Annotated in this window: 17 protein-coding genes and 1 tRNA gene; 9 read left to right on the forward strand and 9 right to left on the reverse strand. The window is 72.1% G+C overall.

What is annotated here, in order from left to right; all coding sequences use genetic code 11:
• Positions 1–85 precede the first annotated feature (85 nt).
• The 3 genes from AB852_RS12575 to AB852_RS12585 all read right to left on the reverse strand — a co-directional run bounded on the left by AB852_RS12575 (position 86) and on the right by AB852_RS12585 (position 3530).
• Positions 86–1015 carry a malate dehydrogenase gene (locus AB852_RS12575; RefSeq protein ID WP_073787058.1) on the reverse strand — a complete coding sequence of 310 codons (930 nt, stop codon included), beginning with the start codon at positions 1013–1015 and terminating at the stop codon, positions 86–88.
• Positions 1012–1830, reverse strand: coding sequence for a class I SAM-dependent methyltransferase (locus tag AB852_RS12580; protein WP_073787060.1), 819 nt, complete (start codon positions 1828–1830; stop codon positions 1012–1014). Before AB852_RS12580 ends, AB852_RS12575 begins: the two co-directional genes overlap by 4 nt.
• Positions 1831–2306: 476 nt before the next feature.
• Complete coding sequence (locus AB852_RS12585; protein WP_073787062.1) at positions 2307–3530, reverse strand: phospholipase D-like domain-containing protein; 1224 nt, start codon at positions 3528–3530, stop codon at positions 2307–2309.
• A 172-nt stretch (positions 3531–3702) separates the two neighbouring features.
• Between AB852_RS12585 and AB852_RS12590 the strand changes: the two genes are divergently transcribed.
• The 3 genes from AB852_RS12590 (at position 3703) to AB852_RS12600 (ending at position 6829) form a co-directional block, all read left to right on the forward strand.
• The gene (locus AB852_RS12590) at positions 3703–3945 is read left to right on the forward strand and encodes a DUF6411 family protein (protein ID WP_073787064.1); all 243 of its coding nucleotides are present in this window, start codon (positions 3703–3705) and stop codon (positions 3943–3945) included.
• 302 nt (positions 3946–4247) lie between these two features.
• Positions 4248–6029 (forward strand): pyridoxal phosphate-dependent aminotransferase, encoded by a 1782-nt coding sequence (locus AB852_RS12595; RefSeq protein ID WP_073787066.1) that lies wholly within the window; start codon positions 4248–4250, stop codon positions 6027–6029.
• Positions 6026–6829: a phosphatidate cytidylyltransferase gene (locus AB852_RS12600; RefSeq protein ID WP_079184551.1), complete on the forward strand. Its 804-nt coding sequence runs from the start codon at positions 6026–6028 to the stop codon at positions 6827–6829. Before AB852_RS12595 ends, AB852_RS12600 begins: the two co-directional genes overlap by 4 nt.
• 229 nt (positions 6830–7058) lie before the next feature.
• Here the strand turns inward: AB852_RS12600 and AB852_RS12605 are convergent, their stop codons facing one another.
• Together AB852_RS12605 and AB852_RS12610 are read right to left on the reverse strand one after the other, a co-directional pair.
• Positions 7059–8174 carry an AI-2E family transporter gene (locus AB852_RS12605; RefSeq protein WP_073787068.1) on the reverse strand — a complete coding sequence of 372 codons (1116 nt, stop codon included), beginning with the start codon at positions 8172–8174 and terminating at the stop codon, positions 7059–7061.
• Positions 8175–8505: 331 nt separating this feature from the next.
• Positions 8506–8579, reverse strand: a tRNA-Pro gene (locus tag AB852_RS12610).
• Positions 8580–8709: 130 nt separating this feature from the next.
• Here AB852_RS12610 and AB852_RS12615 point away from each other — a divergent pair.
• From AB852_RS12615 to AB852_RS12625, 3 genes are all read left to right on the forward strand, one after another.
• The gene (locus AB852_RS12615) at positions 8710–9246 is read left to right on the forward strand and encodes a DUF309 domain-containing protein (RefSeq protein WP_073787070.1); all 537 of its coding nucleotides are present in this window, start codon (positions 8710–8712) and stop codon (positions 9244–9246) included.
• Positions 9247–9453: 207 nt separating this feature from the next.
• A complete protein-coding gene (gene cobF, locus AB852_RS12620; protein ID WP_073787072.1) occupies positions 9454–10329 on the forward strand; it encodes a precorrin-6A synthase (deacetylating) in 876 nt (291 codons plus the stop codon).
• Between the two features lie 164 nt (positions 10330–10493).
• Positions 10494–12596, forward strand: a complete 2103-nt coding sequence (locus AB852_RS12625; RefSeq protein ID WP_073787074.1) for an MDR family MFS transporter — start codon at positions 10494–10496, stop codon at positions 12594–12596.
• Between the two features lie 218 nt (positions 12597–12814).
• On the opposite strand, the gene AB852_RS12630 is transcribed toward AB852_RS12625, so the two are convergent.
• On the reverse strand, positions 12815–14005 hold the full coding sequence (locus AB852_RS12630; protein WP_073787076.1) for a thiolase family protein: 1191 nt from the start codon (positions 14003–14005) through the stop codon (positions 12815–12817).
• 169 nt (positions 14006–14174) lie between these two features.
• On the opposite strand from AB852_RS12630, the gene AB852_RS12635 reads away from it, so the two are divergent.
• The 3 genes from AB852_RS12635 (at position 14175) to AB852_RS12645 (ending at position 17733) form a co-directional block, all read left to right on the forward strand.
• Positions 14175–14837 carry a hypothetical protein gene (locus AB852_RS12635; RefSeq protein WP_073787078.1) on the forward strand — a complete coding sequence of 221 codons (663 nt, stop codon included), beginning with the start codon at positions 14175–14177 and terminating at the stop codon, positions 14835–14837.
• Between the two features lie 48 nt (positions 14838–14885).
• The gene (locus AB852_RS12640) at positions 14886–16307 is read left to right on the forward strand and encodes a PepSY-associated TM helix domain-containing protein (protein ID WP_073787080.1); all 1422 of its coding nucleotides are present in this window, start codon (positions 14886–14888) and stop codon (positions 16305–16307) included.
• Between the two features lie 274 nt (positions 16308–16581).
• Positions 16582–17733 carry a glycoside hydrolase family 5 protein gene (locus AB852_RS12645; RefSeq protein WP_245876733.1) on the forward strand — a complete coding sequence of 384 codons (1152 nt, stop codon included), beginning with the start codon at positions 16582–16584 and terminating at the stop codon, positions 17731–17733.
• 223 nt (positions 17734–17956) lie between these two features.
• Here the strand turns inward: AB852_RS12645 and AB852_RS12650 are convergent, their stop codons facing one another.
• Genes AB852_RS12650 through AB852_RS12660 form a run of 3 tightly spaced genes read right to left on the reverse strand, consistent with a single transcriptional unit; the run spans position 17957 to position 20781 of the window.
• Entirely contained in the window at positions 17957–18727 is a 771-nt protein-coding gene (locus AB852_RS12650; RefSeq protein WP_079184552.1) for a response regulator, read from the reverse strand.
• Positions 18720–19952 carry a sensor histidine kinase gene (locus AB852_RS12655; RefSeq protein ID WP_073787084.1) on the reverse strand — a complete coding sequence of 411 codons (1233 nt, stop codon included), beginning with the start codon at positions 19950–19952 and terminating at the stop codon, positions 18720–18722. Before AB852_RS12655 ends, AB852_RS12650 begins: the two co-directional genes overlap by 8 nt.
• A gap of 25 nt (positions 19953–19977) precedes the next feature.
• Positions 19978–20781: an ABC transporter permease gene (locus tag AB852_RS12660; protein ID WP_073787086.1), complete on the reverse strand. Its 804-nt coding sequence runs from the start codon at positions 20779–20781 to the stop codon at positions 19978–19980.
• Positions 20782–20822: the final 41 nt, after the last annotated feature.

A 20822-nucleotide genomic window follows, 5' to 3' on the forward strand; every position in this document is an offset into this window, starting at 1 on the left:
GGACCGCCCCGACCGCCTGCTCCGTCCGGAACGCGGAAGGGCGGGGCCGACCATGCGGGGCCGACCATGCGGGGCGACCGGAGGGTCACAGTGCGCCCAGACCGTCCACGCGCTGCCGGACAAGGGAGGCCGCCTGATGGAGAGCGGTGTGCTCCGCTTCGTCCAAACCCCACTCGACCACGCGCAGGACTCCCCGCGCGTCCATGGTGACGGGGACGCCGACATTGACGTCGGACAGCCCGTACTCGCCGTTCAGCGCGACGGACGCCGTCCAGTCCGCCGACCGCCCGTGAGTGAGGTCGTGGATCATCCTCGCGACTCCGCTCGCCGTGGTCCACACCGTGGTACGCGCCCTGCCGAGCCGACCCCACCGGGTATAGAAATCACGCAGTTCGGCGAGGACGCTCTCCCGCTGCCGGGCGGACACCCGCACATGCCTGCCCTTCGACAGGACGTGGCCGAAGAGCGGCACGAACGCGTCCCCGTGCTCGCCGATCACCCAGGCCGTGATGTCCGCCGCGTCCTCCCCCAGGGCCCGGGCGACAGCCACCCGCAGCCGCAGACTGTCGTTCCACGAGTAGCCCAGAATCCTTGAGCGGCCGAAGTGCGTGTGCCGTCGCAGCCAGCCGCTGAGCACATCGATCGGGTTGGTCACGACGATGACGTGCCCGCGCCAGTCCGCGGAGACCTTGGTGATCTCACGGAAGTAGGGATGGACGACCTCCGCGTTGGCCGACATCGAGTCCGCACGCGGCGCCCACGCGGTGAGCGGCACCGAGGCGGTGATCACGATGATGTCCGAATCGTGGAAGTCCCCGGTGTCCCCATGGCCGACGACCGGTGGCCGGCCCAGCGGCGCCAGGGACTCGGAGTCCATCAGCAGACAGGCGACGGACCGGGTGTCCCGGCCGATGAGCGCGATCTCGTAGGCGTCGGGCGCGGTGATGAGGAGGTGGGCGAGCGACGATCCCACTCCGCCCGCGGCGCCCACGATCGTGACCTTGGGGTGTCTCATCGATGTCGCACCGCCTCCGCGCCAGGGGCGGCCCGGCCGCAGACGGCCACCCAGCCGAAGGAGCACATCAGGTCGCCGCTCCCCGCCACGAGATCCTCGAACTCGGCCATCAGGTCGGGGCCGCCTCCGGAGGCATAGGGCCGCGCCGCTCCGACGGTGGAGCGGTAGAGGTCGCCCCATGGGGATCTGCGGCTGTAGAAGGGCACCTCCATGGTCACGTCCTGGACGTCGAGTCCCGCTCGTCGGACGGCCCGGGGTAGTGCGCCGCCGAGGCGGAAGTCGATTCCCTCGGTCCGTCCCCAGCGGCACCAGGCCGACCAGAACCGCTGATGCGCCGGTTCGGCGAACACGGCGGCACCGGCGTCGGGTTCCACGAGGACCAGCGCACCGTCCGGTTTGAGGGCCCCCGCCAGCCGACCCACCACGGCTTCCCACTGCGGCAGATGGTGCAGGAGCGCCCGGCAGGTGATCATGTCGAAGGCACCCCGGGGGATCTCGTCGGTGAGCACGTCGAGTTCGCGGACCGCCAGGTTCGGGCGCCGTTGATGCTTGAGGAACGTCAGGTCGATGTCGGTGGCCGTCACGTGGCCCGTGGCTCCCACCTGGCCCGCCATCCACGCGGCGATCGTGCCTGTCCCCGAGCCGAGCTCCAGGCAGCGCAGCCCCGCGCGCAGCCCGGCCGTGTGCAGGGTCCGCCGGTGCAGCGGGTCCAGCAGCCGGGCCAGCAACCGCAGACGGTCATGTTCCCCTGCCCCTGATCCGGCGAAGACGTAGGGAGAGGCGGCGGCGTGTTCCGGGGAGACCGGACCCGTCATGAGGCACCTCCTTCATGGACCGGAACACTGTTGCGCGTATGCGATGCGGCGCTCATGTCGCGTCAGCTCCTCGGAGGGTTCCGCGGTGGAGGGGGAGGACGAGCGGCCAAGCCGTGGGGCGGGGCGGTGGACCACGGCCGATCGGCGGCCCTGGACGTTCGGCCGCGAGCGGTCCCGGGTCGTCAACGGGCCCGGCAGCGGCGGTGCTTGGTACCGCCCATGACGACGTGTCCCCGGCCCGGGCACCCGGGCGGCGGACCCAGCGGCCTGCCACCACCTTCCGGCCACCGCTCCGCACACGTCCAATACACAGCGGTGATGACAGCCGTCACCGCCGGTGATCGCACCAGGGCAGCGGGTCCGCACAGCGCCGGAGCCGCCCTCCGGCGTCACCCGTACCGGCGAGCGGGATCTGGACCGTCCGCCGAGGGGCTGGGCCCAGGAATGCGCCGCCTACCGGCTGCGGCGGACGCCGGTCACAGGAAGCGGCGGATCGGCAGGACGGCGACTTCGAGGGCCCTCTGTACGACAGGGCGTCTCTTCCAGCGGCCCTCCCGGATCAGTTCGCTGGCTGCCACATCGGCCTCGAAGTGCTCGTCCAGCGTCGCGGTGAACTCCTGGTCCAGGACGGCGAGCATGACTTCTTCGTCGTGGTCGAGGGAACGGCGGTTGAAGTTGGTCGAGCCGATGAGAGCGGCGACGTGGTCGACGGTGATGACCTTGGCGTGCATCATCGTCGGCTGGTACTGGTAGATCTTGACCCCGCACGCGGTGAGGTCTTCGTAGTACTGCTGACCCGCGAGCTGGCAGACCCGTTTGTCGGTGTGCGGGCCCGGCAGCAGGATCTCCACCTCGACCCCGCGCCGGGCGGTGGCGCAGAGAAGCTCGATGAAGTACGCGTCCGGTGAGAAGTAGGCCGTGGCCAGGCGGAAGCGCTCCTCGGCGGATTCCAGCATCACCCGGATCAGGGTCTGCATGTCCTGCCAGCCGAAGCTGGCCGATCCGCGCACCACCTGCACGATCGCGTCGCCCTGCGGGCTGTGCGCGATGAACCGGTCGCGGTCGTCGAAGAGTTCGTCGTGGCACTCGGCCCAGTTCTGCGCGAACGCGGCGGCGATGCCGTCCACGGCGGGGCCGCGGACCTGGACGTGGGTGTCGCGCCACTCGTTCTCGTTGCGTGCGTCCCCGCACCACTCCTCGGCGATCCCGACCCCGCCCGTGAACGCGGTCTCCTCGTCGACGACGAGGACCTTGCGGTGGCAGCGGTGGTTCTGCTTGAACGGTGAGAGGTACAGCGGTTTGCGGAACCACGCCACCTGCACCCCTGCCCGCTCCATCGCGTCGAGCTGCTCGCTGTCGATCAGCCGGCTGCCGAACCCGTCCAGGAGCAGCCGCACCCGTACCCCCGCACGGGCCCGCTCCGCGAGCGCTTGGGCGAACTGGCAGGCGATGTCGCCCTTCCAGTACACGAAGGTCATCATGTCCACCGTGTGCTCGGCACTGCGGATCCCGGCCAGCATCGCGGCGAAGATCTCGTCCCCGTTCCGCAAGGGGACGACCGCGTTCCCCTCGGTCGCCGCGATCCCTATCAGCCGCTCCAGACGCCGCCGTATCCGCGCGACGCGGGCCTCGGCGGACGGCCCGTACGGCGCTTCGGGAGCCCGCGGGGTCGCCTCGGGCGCTTCTTGCCTGCTGGTCATGGCCTCACCTGACCGGAACACGACGAGGGTCTTCAGGCCGCGGTGCCCGGTCCGGTGCGGGCTGAGCGGCGAGCTGACTGTATCCCCCGGGTTCCCGGTCGGTCGCGGCCCGGGGCATGCGCCTGCCGCATCGGGGCAGACGGCAGAGACACCCCGACCATTGGAGCCCTTCATGATGATCGTCGCTATTGTCGCTGTCTGTGTCGTTCTCGCCGCGCTTGCCTTCTTCGTGCCCCGTCTCTCCCGGCACCCCGAGCGCGGCACCCAGCGCACCCTGGGAGCCGGATCACGCACCGGCGGCAAGGCCCCCGGCATCCTGGGCCGGATCTTCAGCAAGCCCTTCCGCAGCAGCTCCAAGGCAGTGGGCCGCAGTGGTTCGGCCGGCCGTCGCGCCCGTGGCCGCATGCCCTTCTAGGGCAGGTTTCCCCCCCTCTGCCGCACCCTCACGACACCTCCTACTCACGTACTCAAGTACGCGTACTCATGTGCGGACGCGGGGCACCCCCGAAGGATGTGCTCATGGCGCGAACCTTCGGCGAGGACATGTGAATTCCCACCTTCGGCGAGGTGAGTCCCGGCTTTCCCCTCCCCCGCTCGTGGCGGGCCCGGCATCCAGTCGTCGCCCTGTTCGCCACAGCTGATCCCCGGGGGCGGGGCGACCGGGGCAGTCGGCCACCGTCCCCCCAGGGGGACTCCCCTTCGCCGAAAGAGACGTGCATGAGTCGTGACCCGCACATACGAGCTGCCACTCCAGAGGATCTGGTCTGGATACACGAGCTGAGGCACCGTGTGTACGCCCAGGAGCTCGGTCAGCACCCGCCGCAACCGGACCGACGGCTGTACGACGCGCTGGACGGCGGCAACGTCTACCTCGTCGCGGCCCGGGGTCCGGTCCGTATCGGCTTCATCAGTCTGACCCCGCCGTGGCTGGGCCGCTACGGCCTGGACAAGTACCTGACCCGCGACGAACTGCCGCTGTTGTCCGAGGGGGGAGTCTTCGAGGTACGCATCCTCACCGTGGAGCCGCGCTGGCGCGGTACCGCGGTGGCACCGCTTCTGATGTACGCGGCCCTGCGGTGGATCTCCTCGCGGGGAGGCCGCGCGGTGGTGGCGATGGGCCGCACCGAACTGCTCGACATGTATCTGAAGGCCGGTCTGCGGCCCGTCGGGCGCACCGTCCGCAGCGGTGCGGTGACCTTCGAGGTGCTGACGGGTGAGGTGGCCGCGCTGACGCGGGTGGCCACCACCCGGTATCGCAGCGTCCTGGAGCGGTTCGGCTCCGTGGTCGACTGGCGGTTGGACATGGAGCGGGCGCCCGGGCCGGACGGCTGTGAACACGGCGGTGCCTCCTTCACCGCGATCGGAACGGACTTCCGCACCCTGCACCGGCGCCACGAGGTCGTCGCCGCCGATGTGCTGGACGCCTGGTTCCCACCCGCTCCCGGGGTAGGCGCGGCGCTCACCGAGGATCCGGCCTGGTCCGCCAGGACCTCGCCTCCCACCGGCGCCGAGGGCCTGCTGTCGGAACTCTCGGAGGCCCGGGCACTGCCGGTGGAGACGCTCGTGGCCGGGGCCGGCTCGTCCGACCTGATCTTCAGGGCGTTCGGCCGCTGGCTGACCCCGGGGAGCAGGGTGCTTCTGCTCGACCCGGGATACGGCGAATACGCCCATGTCACCGAGCGCGTGATCGGGTGCCGGGTGGACCGCTTCCGGTTGCACCGGCGGGACGGGTGGCGGATCGACTTCGCCCGGCTGGCCTCTGTCGTCGGTGCGGGCCGTTACGACCTGGTGGTCGTGGTCAACCCGAACAACCCGACCGGACGGCACGCGTCCGCCGCCGAACTGCGCACCCTGATCGCGGACGCCCCGGCCGGGACCCGCTGGTGGATCGACGAGGCCTACCTCGGCTACGTGGACCTGGCGGAGTCGCTCGCCCCACTGGCCGCGGTGGACCCGCGGGTCGTGGTCTGCACCTCGCTGTCCAAGATGTACGCGCTGTCCGGGGTACGGGCGGCCTTCCTGGTGGCCGAACCCGCCACCGCGGCACTTCTGCGCCGGTGGACGCCGCCCTGGGCGGTGAGCCTTCCCGCGCAACTCGCCGCCGTGGCCGCCCTGCGGGACCCCGCGCACTACCGCTCCCGCTGGCTCCGCACCCACACCCTGCGCCGTCGACTGGCCTCCGACCTCGCCGGGGTGGCGGACACCGCCGTGGTCGAGGAGGGCGTTGCGAACTTCCTCAACATCACGCTGCCGTACGACGGACCGAGCGCTGCCCGCCTGGTGCGGGAGTGCCGTCGGCACGACGTCTATCTGCGCGACCTGTCGCCCCTCTCCCCGCAGTACGAAGGGCGCACCGTACGCGTCGCGGTCAGGGACACGGCGGAGAACGCGCGCATCGTGGCGGCCTACGGGGCCGCGTTGGAGGCCCTGCGACCTGGCCCGCTCCGGCGGCGGTCCGCTGGGTCCCCGGCCGGTGTCGGCGTCGGCCACGCCCGGTGACCGGTGTCGCCTCCCTCGCGCCCTTCCTCGGTGGGGCCCTGGCGCTCGGCGGGGTGGCCGCGGCGCTTTCCGGACGCCGCGAACTGCTGGTCCGTTGGTGCTGCTGGGCGGTCGGAGTGCCCCTGGTCGCCGGAGCGTTCTGGTGGGGCAGCCCGGCGGTGACGGCCCTCGCGCTCCTGGTCGGGGTGATCGCGGCGATGGAGTTCGGCGGGCTGACGGGCCTGTCCCGGCCGGACAGGGCGGTACTGGCCGCGGCCGTCTCCGGCGTGATTCTGACCTCGTGGCTGGCCCCCGGACACGAGGTGCGGGCGCTGGCTGCCGGCGCGCTGGCCATCGCCGCGGTGCCGCTGCTGGCCGGTGACTCCACCCATGGTCTGCGCCGCCTCGGGGCAGGTCTGCTCGGGCTGGTCTGGCTGAGCGTGCTCGCCGCCCTGGCACCGCTCGGTGCGACCGCGCTCGCCCTGTTCGTCGCTGTCTCGGTGGGCGACATCGTCGCGTACTTCGCCGGTCCGCGGCTGGGCGGGCCACGGCTGTCGCCGCTCTCCCCGGCCAAGCGGTGGAGCGGAACCCTCTCCGGTGCCGCGGCCGCCCTCGGTGTGCTCGCCGCGCTGTCCGCGCTGAGCGTGCCGATGGCGGTCGCGGTGGTGGTCGGTGCCCCGGCGGGGGACCTCCTCGAATCCATGGTCAAGCGAGGAGCGCGGGCGAAGGACTCCGCTCACTGGCTGGCGGGCTCCGGGGGCCTGCTCGACCGGATCGACTCGCTCCTCCTCGCCCTGGCCGTCCTTCTCCTCCTGAGCTGAACCGGGGCTCGGGGGCTCGGGGCTCAGGGGCTCAGGGCTCAGGGCCTTCGGCTGGAGTACCGGCCTGCCCACCCCGGACCCGCCGCGGCTCCCGCGCCTGTTCTTCGCTGCTCGCGGTACCTCGCGGACGCGGGCGCGGGCCCGAGGGCGGGCGCGGACCCCGGGGAGCCGTTACAGAGCACCCGGTGATGCCGCTCGACCGCCCGGTCGCGGGCGGTGCCCGCTCCCCTCACAGCGACGGGGTGGCGGCGGTCTGCGGCTCATGGGGGTCGGTCTCCTGCGGCGGATCGCTGAGCTGCTCACGCAGATAGTTCCAGGCCACGGCGAGCAGCGCGGCGAGGGGTACGGCGATCAGGCTGCCGACGATCCCCGCCAGACTGCCGCCGAGCGTCACCGCCAGCAGGACCATGCCCGCGTGCAGCCCGAGCCCACGGCTCTGGATCATGGGCTGGAAGACGTTCCCCTCCAGTTGCTGCACCGCGACGATGATCACCAGCACGATCAACGCGTCCGCCGGGCCGTTCGACACCAGCGCGATGAGCACCGCGACCAGGCCGGCGAACAGGGCACCGATGATCGGTACGAATGCCGAGACAAAGGTCAGGACCACCAGGGGGAGGACCAGAGGTACCCCCAGCAGCCACAGGCCGAGGCCGATGAGGACGGCGTCGAGCAGACCGACGAGTGCCTGGGACCGGACGAAGCTGCCCAGCGTGTCCCAGCCCCGCGCGGCCAGCGTCGGAACGTCCTTGGCGAGCCGGCCGGGAAGCTGACGGGCGAGCCAGGGCAGGAAGCGGGGTCCGTCCTTGAGGAAGAAGAACATGAGGAAGACCGCGAGAAGAGCGGTGACCACCCCGTTCACCACAGTGCTCAATCCGGTGAAGACGGTGGTGATGATGCTGTCGACGCTGCCTTGAACACGGCTGACCGCGGTGTCGACGCCTTCGGTGATCTGGTCGTCGCCGATGTTCAGCGGCGGTCCGGCGGCCCATTCGCGCACCTGGTGGATTCCCTCGACCACCCCGGTGGTCAGCTCCCCGGACTGCGAGGCCACCGGAACCGTGATCATCGCCGCGACTCCCACGGCGGAGAGGAGGAACAGCACGGTCACGGTGGAGGCGGCCAGAGCGGGGGCCCAGCCGTGACGGCGCAGGAAACGGGTCGGGGGCCAGGTCAGTGTGGTGAGCAGGAGGCCGATGATGAGCGGCCATATGACCGACCACATCCGGCCAAGTATCCATATGGTCACCGCGGCCATCACCAGGACCACGAGCAGCTCGCCGCAGACCCGCGCCGATGTACGGAGTGCGGCGCGGGATCTGACGGAACTCAGCGTCTGAGACATGGGATCACCTTATGGTCATTTCGGCGGTACCTGATGCCGTGCCCCAGCAGAACGTCTGCGGAACAAGCGACTTGACGCACCGTCACCTTTGCCGCCCACCGGGACGAGACCGTCACCTCGGCCGGCCTCGCACACCTGCGCCGCCACGACCTGCGCCATCACGGGACTCGTCCCGTTCGCCGACGCCGGAGTCCCGCCCATGTGCCGCGCAGGATCACCGACACGGCCGGAAGGCGCCGCTGGACCGCGTGGTCCCCAACTGGTCCCCAAGACATACGGAAAGGCGGTACCGGAATTCTCCGATACCGCCTGCGACCTGCGTAGATGCAAGTCGGGACGACAGGATTTGAACCTGCGACCCCTTGACCCCCAGTCAAGTGCGCTACCAAGCTGCGCCACGTCCCGTTGCGTTCCCCTGCGGTGTTCCCGCGTGATCACGCGAACAGAACTTTACCTCACGCGGACAGGTGCCTGGTGACACGGTGCCGGGCGGGTGCGGTGGGGCCGGGGCGGGTGCTCGGGGACAATCGGGCCCATGGGTGACGCGGACGGGCAGGATACCGGGACAGACGGGGCGCGGGACAGGGACGAGGAGGGGCGGGCGCGGAGTGCGCGGCCCCGGGACGGGCTCGGGCGCCCGCTGCCGTACGGGGCGAGCGGTGTCGAACGGCAGCCCGAGGGCGTCGTACGGGCACCGGACGACACCGTGGCCGAGGCCCAGCGGCTCCTCGACGCGGGGATGCCGTTCCACGCCCATGAGGTGTTCGAGGACGCGTGGAAGAGCGGCCCCGAGGCCGAGCGGCCCTTGTGGCGGGGACTCGCGCAGCTCGCCGTGGGGCTCACCCATGCCGCCCGGGGCAACGCGAAGGGCGGGGCCCGGCTGCTGCGGCGCGGGGCGGGCGGGGTGGCGGAGTGGCCCGGCGGCGCGTCCCACCCGCGCCTGTACGGGCTCGACCGCGCGGGGCTCGCCCGCTGGGCCCGCGCCCTCGCGGCCCGGCTCGACGAGGACGCCACCCCGGTCGACGCCGCCGCCCACGCACCCCGGCTCACGGCGGTGAGCGGTGAGCGGTGAGCGGTGACCAAGGCGATTCGTAGGCACCGCGGGGCGGGCGGCGGGGAGGACGGCTCGGCGGGCCGTTCGGCATCCCCGTGACCCCAGGTCCCGTGGGCCGCAGGGTCCCGTGAGCTCGGGGGCCTGCGAGCCCAGGTCACGGTGTGCTGTCGCGCCAGGCAGGACTCCGGTCGGGGGGCCCGGACGCACGTGCGGCAGACTCGGCGTGTGCGACACATTCATGTCATCGGTATCGGTTCGGGCGACCCCGACCAGCTCACGCTCCAGGCGGTCAAGGCGCTGCGGGCCACGGACGTGTTCTTCCTGCTGGACAAGGGGGAACGGAAAACGGATCTGTCCGGGCTGCGCAAGGGCATCCTGGACACCCATCTGCCGGACCCGTCGGCGTACCGGGTGGTCGAGGCGCGGGACCCCGAGCGGGCGCGCGAGTCGGACGGCGCCGCGTACAGCGCGGCCGTCGACGACTGGCGGACGCGGCGTGCCGACATCTACGCGCGGATGATCACCGACGAGCTGGGCGAGGACGGGACCGGGGCGTTCCTGGTGTGGGGCGACCCCTCGCTGTACGACAGCACCTTCGGCATCCTGGAAGCGGTGCTCGCGCGGGGCGGCGTGGAGTTCACGTACGACGTGGTCCCGGGGATCAGCAGTGTGTCGGCGCTCGCGGCCCGGCACCGGATCGGGCTGAACCGGGTGGCCCGTCCCGTACAGATCACCACGGGACGGCTGCTCGCGGCGGGGTTCCCGGAGGGGGTGGACGACGTGGTGGTGATGCTCGACGCGCAGCAGGCGTTCCGGCACCATGTCCCGTCCGGTTCCGAGGACGGTGCCGAAGGCGGTACCGAAGGCGGTACCGATGACCGTGCCGACGGGTCGGGCGGGGACGGCGGCATGGACATCTACTGGGGTGCCTACATCGGTACGCCGGACGAGATCCTGATCTCCGGTCCGCTGGCCGAGGCGGGGCCCCGGATCGAGCGGGTACGGGCCGAGGCGCGGGAGCGCAAGGGCTGGATCATGGACACCTATCTGCTGCGCAGGAACCCGGACGGGGAGCAGGGGCGCGGGGACACCGGCCGCTAGCCAGGGTCTGCCGGCCAGGTGCGGGCGGTCGGGCGGGAGCGGTCCGCCCGGGCGGCGGGGGCCGGGGCATCGGCCGGGTCGAGGCCGGCCGGTCGGGGCCGGGGCGTCACCAGGACGGATGGGCCCCGCGTGCGCCCGCCGCCGCCCGGTGTGACGCTCGGTCCGTGACCACCATCGACGACACGGCCCCGAAGGCTGCGAACGGCGCGGCGACGGCTCCGCCGGTGCTCGATCGGCGGAGCCGCAACATCGTCTTCGTCACGGTCATGCTGGGCATGCTGCTCGCGGCGCTCGACCAGACGATCGTGGGGACCGCGCTGCCGACGATCGTGTCGGAGCTGGGCGGCGGCGACCATATGTCGTGGGTGGTCACGTCGTATCTGCTGGCGGAGACGGTCGCGACGGTCCTGGTGGGCAAGTTCGGGGACCTGTTCGGCCGGAAGGTGGTCTTCCAGGTCTCGGCGGTCGTGTTCATCACCGGCTCGTTCCTGTGCGGGCTCGCGACGAACATGACGCTGCTGATCCTGTGGCGTGGTGTGCAGGGCATCGGCGCGGGCGGGCTGATGGTGACCTCGATGGCCCTGATCGCGGATGTGATCCCGCTGCGTGAGCGGGGCAAGTACCAGGGCGCGATCGGGGCCGTGTTCGGGGTGGCGACGGTCATCGGACCGCTGCTGGGCGGGCTGTTCACGGATCATCTGACGTGGCGCTGGGCGTTCTACGTCAACGTCCCCATCGCGATCGTGGTGGTGATCGCGGCGGCCCGGACGATCCCGGTGGTGAAGTCGGCGTCCAGACCCGTCGTCGACTATCTGGGGATCGCGCTGGTCGCGGCCGGGGCGAGCGCGCTGATCCTGGCCACGAGCTGGGGCGGCAACACCTACGCGTGGGGTTCCGGCGTCGTCGTCGGGCTGTTCGTGGGCGGTGTGGTGGCGCTCGGGCTGTTCTGCTGGGTGGAGACCCGGGCGGCCGAGCCGATGCTGCCGATGCGGCTGTTCCGCGACCCGGTGTTCACCGTCTGCTCGGTGCTCAGCTTCATCGTCGGGTTCGCGATGCTCGGCGCGATGACGTTCCTGCCGACGTTCCTCCAGTACGTGGACGGCGATTCCGCGACGGTCTCCGGGGTGCGGATGCTGCCGCTGGTGGTGGGGCTGCTCATCGCCTCGGTGTTCAGCGGCGTCGTCGTCAGCAGGACGGGCCACTACCGGGTGTTCCCGATCGTGGGGTCCGTGGTGATGGCGGCGGGCCTGTTCCTGCTGTCCCTGATGGGCAGTGGTACGGGGATCTGGCTGTCGTCGCTGTACATGTTCGTGCTGGGTACCGGTATCGGGCTGTCGATGCAGGTGCTGACGATCGCGGTGCAGAACACCGTCGCGTACAAGGATCTGGGTACGGCGACCTCCGGGGTGACGTTCTTCCGGACGCTGGGCAGTGCGTTCGGTACGGCGGTGTTCGGCACGATCTACACCAACAGCCTCCAGTCGAACCTCGGGGACGGGGTGCGTGCCGCGGTCCGTACCGGGGCCGCCGATCCCGGGGTGATCGCCAGGGCCGCGACGAGCCCGGAGGGGCTGCACCGGCTGCCCGCCGAGGCGGCGGCGCCGATCGTGCGCGCGTACCAGGACTCCCTGGACACGGTGTTCCTGTGGACGGTGCCGGTCGCGCTCGTCGGGTTCGTCGTCGCGTTGTTCCTCAAGGAGGTGCCGTTGCGGGACAGTGCCCGGCTGGCGTCGTCCGACATGGGTGAGGGGTTCGCGCGGCCGTCCTCCGGGGACTCGCAACGGCTGCTGGAGACCGCGGTGGCGAACATCCTGCGGGAGACGGGACCGGACACCGCGCGGCGGATCGTCGCAGGTTCCGACACCCGGCTGGACCCGGCGGGGGCGTGGGCGGTGATGCAGGTGGAGCTCTTCGACCGGCTCGTCGGGCACGCGAGCCTGGGACTGATCGCGGCCCGCCGTCAGATGCCGCCGGAGGTGCTGGTACCCGTCTTCGAGCGGATGGTGGAGGAGGGGTACCTCACCCGCGCCGGGTCGTTGTTCTCGCACACGGCGGCCGGTGCGCGGGAGGCCGCGGTGATCACCCGGGCCTGGGCCGAGTGGCTGGACGACCGGCTCACGGAGGACGGTGGCAGGCCGCCGGACACGGCACTGCGGGCGGCGGTGGACTCGATCGCCAAACGACTGCTCGCGGAGGACCTGTCGACGGCGCTGCCGGCCGCGCCCCGGCGGGGGGACCGGGAGGCTGTGACCGGGCGGGCGGGGTGAGGGGACGGGAGGGGAGGGGAGAGTACGGGAGCGGTGCGTGGGCTCTGTCCGTTCCCGCGTATGGCTCAGGTGTCCTACCCGGTGCGGGGCTCAGGTGCCCTGTCCGGTGCGGGGCTCAGCCGTCCCCGAGGCACGTGGGCATCGGCGTCCCGCAGTGCTTGGTCAGGTCCCCACGGTGCGGGGCCAGCCACCCCCAAGGCGCGTCGCACGGTGCGGGCTCAGCCCTCCCGGGCCACCAGCACCGCTGATCCCTGGCCCACGCCCACGCACATCGTGGCGAGTCCGCGGCCCGACCCCGTCCGCCGCATCCGGTGCAGCAGGGTGGTGAGGATACGGGCGCCCGAGCCGCCGAGCGGGTGGCCCAGGGCGATGGCGCCGCCCGACGGGTTGACCCGCTCCGGGTCGATGCCGAGCTGGTCGACGCAGGCCAGCGCCTGGGCGGCGAACGCCTCGTTGAACTCGGCGTCGTCGAGGTCGGCGACCGTCCAGCCCGCCCGGGCCAGGACCTTGCGGGTGGCGGGTACCGGGCCGAGGCCCATCACATCGGGGTGCACACCGGCCGAGCCGCCCGCCACGTACCGTCCGAGGGAGTCGAGGCCCAGGTCCCGCAGGGCCTCCTCGCTCATCAGGAGCAGTCCGGCGGCGCCGTCGTTCATCGGGGACGAGTTGCCCGCGGTGACCGTCCCGCCGCCGCGGAACACCGGCTTCAGCGCGGCGAGCTTCTCGTACGAGGTGTCCTCGCGGATCGATTCGTCGGTGGTGACGACGACTCCGTCGGGGCGGGTCACGGGCAGGATCTCGGCGTCGAAGTGACCGCTCCCCCGGGCCTCGGCGGCGCGCTGGTGGCTGCGCAGGGCGAAGGTGTCCTGCCGTTCGCGCCCGATGCCGTGGCGGGTGGCCACCTCCTCGGCGGTCTCCCCCATGGACAGCAGCCCGTGCAGGTCCCCCATCGCCGGGTTGACGAGCCGCCAGCCGAGCCGGGTGTCGACGGTCTCCATCCGGTGGGGCAGGGCCTCGTCGGGGCGTCGCAGGACGAACGGGGCGCGGCTCATGGACTCGGAACCGCCGGCCAGGACGATGTCCGCCTCACCTGAGGCGATGGCGCGGGCGGCGCTGGTGACGGCCTCCAGTCCGGAGGCGCAGAGCCGGTTGACGGTGGCGCCGGGGACCGTGTCGGGCAGTCCGGCGAGGAGGGCGGCCATCCGGGCGATGTTGCGGTTGTCCTCACCGGCCTGGTTGGCGGCGCCCCAGTACACGTCGTCGACGCGGGCGGGGTCGAGGGCGGGCACCTCGGCGACGAGCCCGCGGATCACGGTCGCGGCGAGGTCGTCGGGACGTACGGCGGACAGGGCGCCCCGGAGGCGTCCGACGGGGGTGCGGCGGGCGGCGGCGAAGTGGACGGGACGCACGGTGCGGGCTCCTCCTGTGCGGGTCCGGTGGCTTCGGCCGGGCCTCATGGGCTAGCGCTGCTAGTTTTTGACTATAGTCCCGCGTTCCGCGTCTGCGGAAGACGCCGCACCTCTCATGTCACTCCTACCCCTCCCGCAACACGTCCCGGGATGCGAACATGTCCGAACCATGACAGAGATCAGGTCACCCCTGCGCATCGTGCGCGCACTGCTGTTCGCGGTGACCTGTGTACTGCTCACGACCCTCGGACACACGCTGACCTCGGGTCATGGCATGCCGGCCGGGGTCCCCCTGGCGGCTCTCCCAGCAGTCGCGGCACTCGCGTGGGCGGCGGCGGGCCGTGTTCGCGGTACGGCGGAAATCAGCCTCGCCCTGCTCGCCGTACAAGGCGCGCTGCACGCGTACTTCACCCTGGCCCTCCCCCACGGCGCGACCCCGGCGGGTCATCCGGCCGCGCACGGCGGCGGTCCGGGTGCCACCGGAGCGATGGGCGGGGCGGGCGGCGGGCATCTCGAATCCCCGCTCGGCGCCTCGCCGTTCGCGATGGTCTGCGCCCATGTGCTCGCCGCGCTGTTCTGCGGGTGGTGGCTGAGCCACGGCGAGACCGCGTTCCTGCGTCTGCTGCACGCGGCGGGCACCCTCGCGTTCACCCCGCTCCGGCCGCCGCTTCGCGCCGTACCGGTGCCCGCGCCCCCCGTACCCGTGGCCCGTCCCCGGCGGCGGGCCGCCCGGCCGCGCCCGCTCGACGGCCTGTTCGGCCACACGCTCGTCCGCCGGGGTCCTCCGGCGCACCGCGCAGCGAACGCCACGGCCCCGGGAGCCACTGTCTGACCTGGGGTCGCTCTCCCCCATGCCGACAACACGCTTCCGAGGATCACCATGGCCATCGACGCTCCCCCCGAGGGACGTACCGAGACCGAGCGGGAGACCGCTGCCGACTCCGGGTGGCGGGCCCTGCGCCCGCTCGCCCTGCGGCTCCACTTCTACGCCGGGCTGCTCATCGGCCCGTTGCTGCTGATATCCGCCGTCAGCGGACTGCTGTACGCCCTGTCCTACCAGGCCGAGAAGATCGTGTACCGGCACGAACTGACCGTGCCGGTGGGCGAACGGGCCCTCCCGCTGTCCGACCAGCTCACGGCCGCCCGGGACGCCCGCCCGGACGGAACGGTGACCGCCGTGTGGCCGGGCGCCGAGGACGACGACAGCACCCGCGTGCTGATGAGCGCTCCCGGTGTCCCCGAGGGCAAGTCCCTCGCCGTCTTCGTCGATCCGTACACCGCCGAGGTGCGCGGCGAACTCGTCTCGTACGGCAGTTCCGGGGCGCTGCCCCTGCGTACCTGGCTGGACTCCCTGCACCGTGACCTGTTCCTGGGCGATCTCGGCCGCCACTACAGCGAACTCGGGGCGAGCTGGCTGTGGGTGGTCGCGCTCGGCGGGCTGCTGCTGTGGACCGGACGCAGGCGGGCGAGGAAGCGGGAGATGCTGCGGCCGGAGCCGGGCGCGAAGGGGCGCCGCCGCGTGCTGAGCCTGCACGGCTCGGTCGGGATCTGGGCCGTGACAGCCCTGGTGCTGCTGTCCGCGACGGGGCTGACCTGGTCCCGCTACGCCGGCGAGAACATCGGCGCCGTCCAGGACCAGTTGGGCGGTACCACACCGTCGGTCTCGGCGACCTTGGAGGGCGGCTCCGGCGAACACGCGGGGCACGAGGGACATGAGGGCCACGGCAGCGGTGACACGGGGCCGCGCCGTGGCACGGACATCGGGATCGACCGGGCGCTCGGTGCCGCGCGGGAGGCCGGGATCGGCGGCAAGATGGCGATCACCCTGCCCTCGGACGGCACCGGATACGTGGTCAGGGAGACCGACGCCACCTTCCCCGTGCATCTCGACTCGGTGGCCGTCGACCCGTCCGACGGCCGTGTCATCGACGAACTCCGCTTCGGTGACTACCCGTTGCTCGCCCAGTTGACCCGGCTCGGGATCGACGCCCATATGGGGGTGCTGCTCGGGCTGCCGAACCAACTGGCGCTCGCGGCGGTGGCCCTGTCACTGATCCTGCTCATCCTGTGGGGGTACCGCATGTGGTGGCATCGCAGGCCCACCAGGTCCCGGAGGCTGTCCGGCGGCCGTCCGGTCCCCCGGGGCGCGTGGCGGCGGGTGCCGCTGACCCTGCTGCTGCCCCTGGTGGCGGCGATGGCCCTGATCGGGTGGTTCGTGCCGCTGCTCGGCATCTCGCTGGTCGGGTTCCTGCTGATCGACGCGGTGGCCGGAGCCGTCATGAGGGCCCGCGCGACCCGGTAGGGCACCGGCTCCGTCCGGGCGAGGGCGGGAGGTCCGTCCGGGGGAGCTCCGTGCGGGCCCGGCCCCGCAGATCCGTGCGGGACGCCTGCCCCCGGCCTCCCGTACGGGCGGCCTGGGTGCTGCCCCCGACTCCCTTCACCCGTACGGGTGTTGGGGGCACGCGTCCGGCGACGGGTCCCGTCATAACTCTTGCCAGCTTCGGTGTTCCCTGCTTGCATCCGGTTAGGAAAGTTTCCTGTCAGTTCGGTTCCCCACAACCAGACAAGGGAGACCCATGCGACCCCCACGCATGCCATGGCGGCGGCCCGCGCTCACCGCGGGCGTACTCGGCGCCGCGCTGCTGCTCGGCCTCACCCCGTCCTCCGCCTCCCCCACCCCGGCGACCGGCACCACCCAAGGCCCGGTGTCCGCCTCCGAAGCGCGGCATACCGCCGGTCAGCGACCTGCTCCTCCCGCCGCCGCCCCGGGTCACCGTCCGGCGCGGACCACCCCCGCCGGGACCAACGGGCGGCTCACCGTCTGCGGCACCAAGCTGTGCAACCGGCACGGCAACCCGGTGCAGTTGCGCGGGATGTCGACGCACGGCCTCCAGTGGTACTCCCAGTGCGTGACGAACGGCTCGCTCGACGCGCTGGCGAAGGACTGGAACGCCGATGTGCTGCGCATCTCGATGTACGTCCAGGAGGGCGGCTACGAGACCGACCCGCGAGGCTTCACCGACAAGGTCCACGCGGTCATCGAACAGGCCACGGCCCGGGGTATGTACGCCATCGTGGACTGGCACATGCTGAGCCCCGGCGATCCGAACCACAACCTCGCCCGTGCGAAGACCTTCTTCTCGGAGATCGCCGAACGGCACAAGGACAAGACCAATCTGCTCTACGAGATCGCCAACGAGCCGAGCGGGGTCTCCTGGAACACCGTCAAGGGCTACGCCGAGAAGCTGATCCCGGTGATCCGGCGCCATGATCCCGCGACCCCGGTGCTCGTCGGCACCCGCGCCTGGTCGTCCCTCGGTGTCTCGGAGGGCGCGGACGAGACGGAGATCGTGAACAACCCGGTCAACGCCCGGAACATCATGTACACATTCCACTTCTACGCCGCCTCGCACCGCGACGAGTACCTCACCACGCTCTCCCGCGCCGCCGACAAGCTCCCGCTGTTCGTAACGGAGTTCGGTACCCAGAACTACGCGGGCGAGGGCGCCGACGACTTCGCGATGGCCCAGCGCTATCTGGATCTGCTGGCCGCCAAGAAGATCAGCTGGGTCAACTGGAACTTCTCCGACGACCACCGCTCCGGCGCCGTCTTCCAGCAGGGCACCTGCGCCAGTGGCGGACCGTGGACCGGAACGGCCCGGCTGAAGCCCGCGGGACAGTGGATTCGCGACCGCGTCAGGACCCCGGACCGCTTCCCGACCGACTGACCGACCGGCCTACCCGCCTACCCACCTACCCGCCTGCCAACTGGCCGACCGGCATTCCCGGCCCCGGGCCGTTGAGCCGCCCCGGACCCCGTACCTCCGGTACCCCCACCGCACCGCCACCGGAGGCGCGAGGTCCGGGATTCCTCCCCCACAGCCCGCGCCCGTCCATGACCCGGGTCATGGACGGGCGCGGGTGCGCCGGTCGGCCGGTGGCGGGCCGGGGTCAGCCCGCGCCTGGGCCGGAGCGGCCCAGGATGCCGCGCTCATAGCCCCGCGCCACCGCGGCGGCGCGGTCGTTCACGCCCAGCTTGGCGTAGAGATGGGTGAGATGGGTCTTCACCGTGGCCTCGCTGATGAAGAGTTCACGGGCGATCTCGCGGTTGGAGGTGCCCCTGGCGACCAGGGCGAGGACCTCGCGTTCGCGGGCGGAGGGAGGTTCACCGCCCGGGGAGCGGACGGCGGAGACCAGCCGGGACGCGACTGCCGGGGACAGGACCGTACGGCCTTCCGCCGCCGCGTGGACGCCCTTGAACAGTTCGTCGCGCGGGGCGTCCTTGAGCAGATAGCCCGTCGCGCCCGCCTCGATCGCGGGGAGGGTGTCGGAGTCCGTGTCCCAGGTGGTGAGGACGAGGACCTTCGCGCGGGCCCCGCGGCGGGTCAGTTCGGCGATGGCGTCCACCCCGCCGCCGCCGGGCATCCGCAGATCCATCAGGACCACGTCCGGGTCGAGTTCCGCGGTCAGCGCGACCGCCTCCACACCGTTGGACGCCTCGCCCAGCACGCTGAAGCCGGGCGCGGACTCGAACATCCCGCGCAGACCGTCCCGTACGACGGGATGGTCGTCGACGATGAGCAGGGAGATCACGGCACCGGCGGCCGGGGCATCGGCGGCGGCCGGGGCACCGGCCGTGGACCGGGTCGGGCCGGGGGCCGCTCGGCCGGTCCCGGTACGGGGCGGGGCACCGGGTACGCCGTCGGGCGCGTCGTCAGTCATGGCGCACCAACGGTACGCGAGCCGACACCGCCGTGCCGTAGCCGGGCTCGGACTCGACGCTGAGCGAGCCCGCGATGCGTTCGGCGCGGGCCCGCATACCGTCGAGTCCGAAGCCGCCGGTGCCGGTGCGTTCGGGCGGCGTCAGCGGGTCGAACCCCTTCCCGTCGTCGCGGACGTCCAGGGCGACCTCGTCGTCCATGAAGCTGAGCGTGACCCCGACCCGGGAGGCGGACGCGTGCTTCGACGTGTTGGACAGGGCCTCCTGGGCTATCCGCAGCAGCGTCGCCGAGACCTCCGCGTGCAGGTCCTCGGCCGTCCCCGTCAGCGTGAACTCGGCGCGGACGCCGGCCCTTTCGCCCCAGCGGTCGACCGTCTCGCGCAGTGCCTGGGGAAGCGTGTCGTGCGCCAGCCCGACCGGGGCGAGGTTCTGCACGGAGCGGCGGGCCTCGCCGAGGCTGTGGCGTGCCAGGTCTGCGGCGCGGTTCAGATGCGTGTGGGCGGCCGCCGGATCGGGTGCGTTCGCGACGACCTGGAGCTGGGCGATGATGCCGGTCAGGCCCTGGGCGAGGGTGTCGTGGATCTCGGCGGCCAGCCGTCGGCGTTCGTCGGCGATGCCCGCTTCCCGTGCCTGGACGAGGAGCTGGGCGTGCAGGGCGGCGTTCTCGTCGAGCGCCTGCTGGAGGGCCTCGATGGTGGTCGCGCGGGCCCGGGAGCGCTCCTCCTCCTGCTGGGCGAGACGGCCGACGACGATCAGGAGCACATTGTTGGCCAGCAGCAGCCCGGCGAACACCACCCACTGCCCGGCGCTGTGGAACGGCATCCCACCGGCCTGCGCGCCCGCCACCGATACGGAGCAGGCGAAGGGGCCGATCCGCCGCAGGCGCCGCCCGGCGATCATCTCGTCGGCGTCGAAGTAGCCGGTGGACGCGTAGAACGCGAAGAACTCGTTCACCCATGTGAGCGCGAAGCCGAGCGCCCAGCGCACGGCGTAGTACGCCGTCGCGGTGGGATGCGGGCCCGGGTGGCGCCGTACGACGCGGCCCCACCACAGCTGGAGCACGAGAGCGGCGACGACGAGCACCGCGATCGTGCGGCGTTCGGCCGCGCCCGGTGTGAGTTCCGACGCGGCGGCTGCCAGGACCAGGGACATACCGAGCAGTGCGTACGACTGCCATCTGCGGAAGGCCGCCCAGTGTCGCTCGATGTCCGTGTCAGCCGTCGTCATCGCCCCAGTCTGCACGCCCGGTCCCCTACTCCCACCTGAACCAGCGGGTGGCCGCGGCCGACAGGACGACCGTCCAGAGCGCGAGCACTCCCAGGTGGGACCAGGCGGGCCAGTCGCCCGCCGCCGCCTGGCCGAAGGCGACGGCCGCGGCGCCGAACGGGGTGCACTCGACGACCCGGGCGAGGACGTCCGGCATGGCCTGCACGGGCAGCCAGACGCCCGCGCAGAACAGCATCGGGAAGACCGCGGTGGAGCCGATGGCGGTCGCGGCCTTCGCGGTACGGGTCAGCGCCGACAGCAGGGCTCCCATGGCCACGGCGGCGGTGACGGCGAGCACCAGCGCCAGCAGGTACCCGGCGGCCTGGCGCGGCAGCGCCACGTCGAAGGCGAGCCGGCCGAGCGCCAGGGACACCAGCGCCGACAGCAGGGCCGCGGCGCCGATCAGTCCCATCTGCGCGGACAGCAGGGCGGAGGGGGGTACCGGGGTGGTCGACATCCGGCGCAGGATGCCGCTTTCGCGGTAGCCGGTGAGGACGGGCGGCATCGCCTGGAGTCCGGCCATGATCAGCCCGGTCAGGACGGCCACGGGTACGTAGATGTCGATGAGGCGGAGGCCGCCGAGGCCGTCGTCGGCCTCCCGGAACGACGGGACGGAGCCCAGGATCGCCAGCAGCAGGGGCGGGAATCCGATGACCCAGAAGAGGGTGCCGGGCTCGCGCAGGAACAGCCGTGCCTCGGCCCGCAGCACGGCGGTACGCGGGGAGGCGCGGCGGGAGGAGGCGTGGCCGGGGGGGGCGGCCGACGCGGTGGTGGTCGGGGTGGTGGTCATGGGGTGGCTCCTGTGGGGCGTCCGGCGGGGTGGTTCGTCAA

The organism is Streptomyces uncialis, assembly GCF_001905345.1.
GTDB lineage: Bacteria > Actinomycetota > Actinomycetes > Streptomycetales > Streptomycetaceae > Streptomyces > Streptomyces uncialis.

Coding starts and splice junctions, on each gene's coding strand:
- AB852_RS12660 (WP_073787086.1), bottom strand. CDS start 20,781: ATGACCACCACCCCGACCACCACCGCGTCGGCCGCCCCCCCCGGCCAC.
- AB852_RS12635 (WP_073787078.1), top strand. CDS start 14,175: ATGACAGAGATCAGGTCACCCCTGCGCATCGTGCGCGCACTGCTGTTC.
- AB852_RS12585 (WP_073787062.1), bottom strand. CDS start 3,530: ATGACCAGCAGGCAAGAAGCGCCCGAGGCGACCCCGCGGGCTCCCGAA.
- AB852_RS12640 (WP_073787080.1), top strand. CDS start 14,886: ATGGCCATCGACGCTCCCCCCGAGGGACGTACCGAGACCGAGCGGGAG.
- AB852_RS12645 (WP_245876733.1), top strand. CDS start 16,582: ATGCGACCCCCACGCATGCCATGGCGGCGGCCCGCGCTCACCGCGGGC.
- AB852_RS12650 (WP_079184552.1), bottom strand. CDS start 18,727: ATGACTGACGACGCGCCCGACGGCGTACCCGGTGCCCCGCCCCGTACC.
- AB852_RS12605 (WP_073787068.1), bottom strand. CDS start 8,174: ATGTCTCAGACGCTGAGTTCCGTCAGATCCCGCGCCGCACTCCGTACA.
- AB852_RS12615 (WP_073787070.1), top strand. CDS start 8,710: ATGGGTGACGCGGACGGGCAGGATACCGGGACAGACGGGGCGCGGGAC.
- AB852_RS12590 (WP_073787064.1), top strand. CDS start 3,703: ATGATGATCGTCGCTATTGTCGCTGTCTGTGTCGTTCTCGCCGCGCTT.
- AB852_RS12575 (WP_073787058.1), bottom strand. CDS start 1,015: ATGAGACACCCCAAGGTCACGATCGTGGGCGCCGCGGGCGGAGTGGGA.
- AB852_RS12655 (WP_073787084.1), bottom strand. CDS start 19,952: ATGACGACGGCTGACACGGACATCGAGCGACACTGGGCGGCCTTCCGC.
- AB852_RS12580 (WP_073787060.1), bottom strand. CDS start 1,830: ATGACGGGTCCGGTCTCCCCGGAACACGCCGCCGCCTCTCCCTACGTC.
- AB852_RS12595 (WP_073787066.1), top strand. CDS start 4,248: ATGAGTCGTGACCCGCACATACGAGCTGCCACTCCAGAGGATCTGGTC.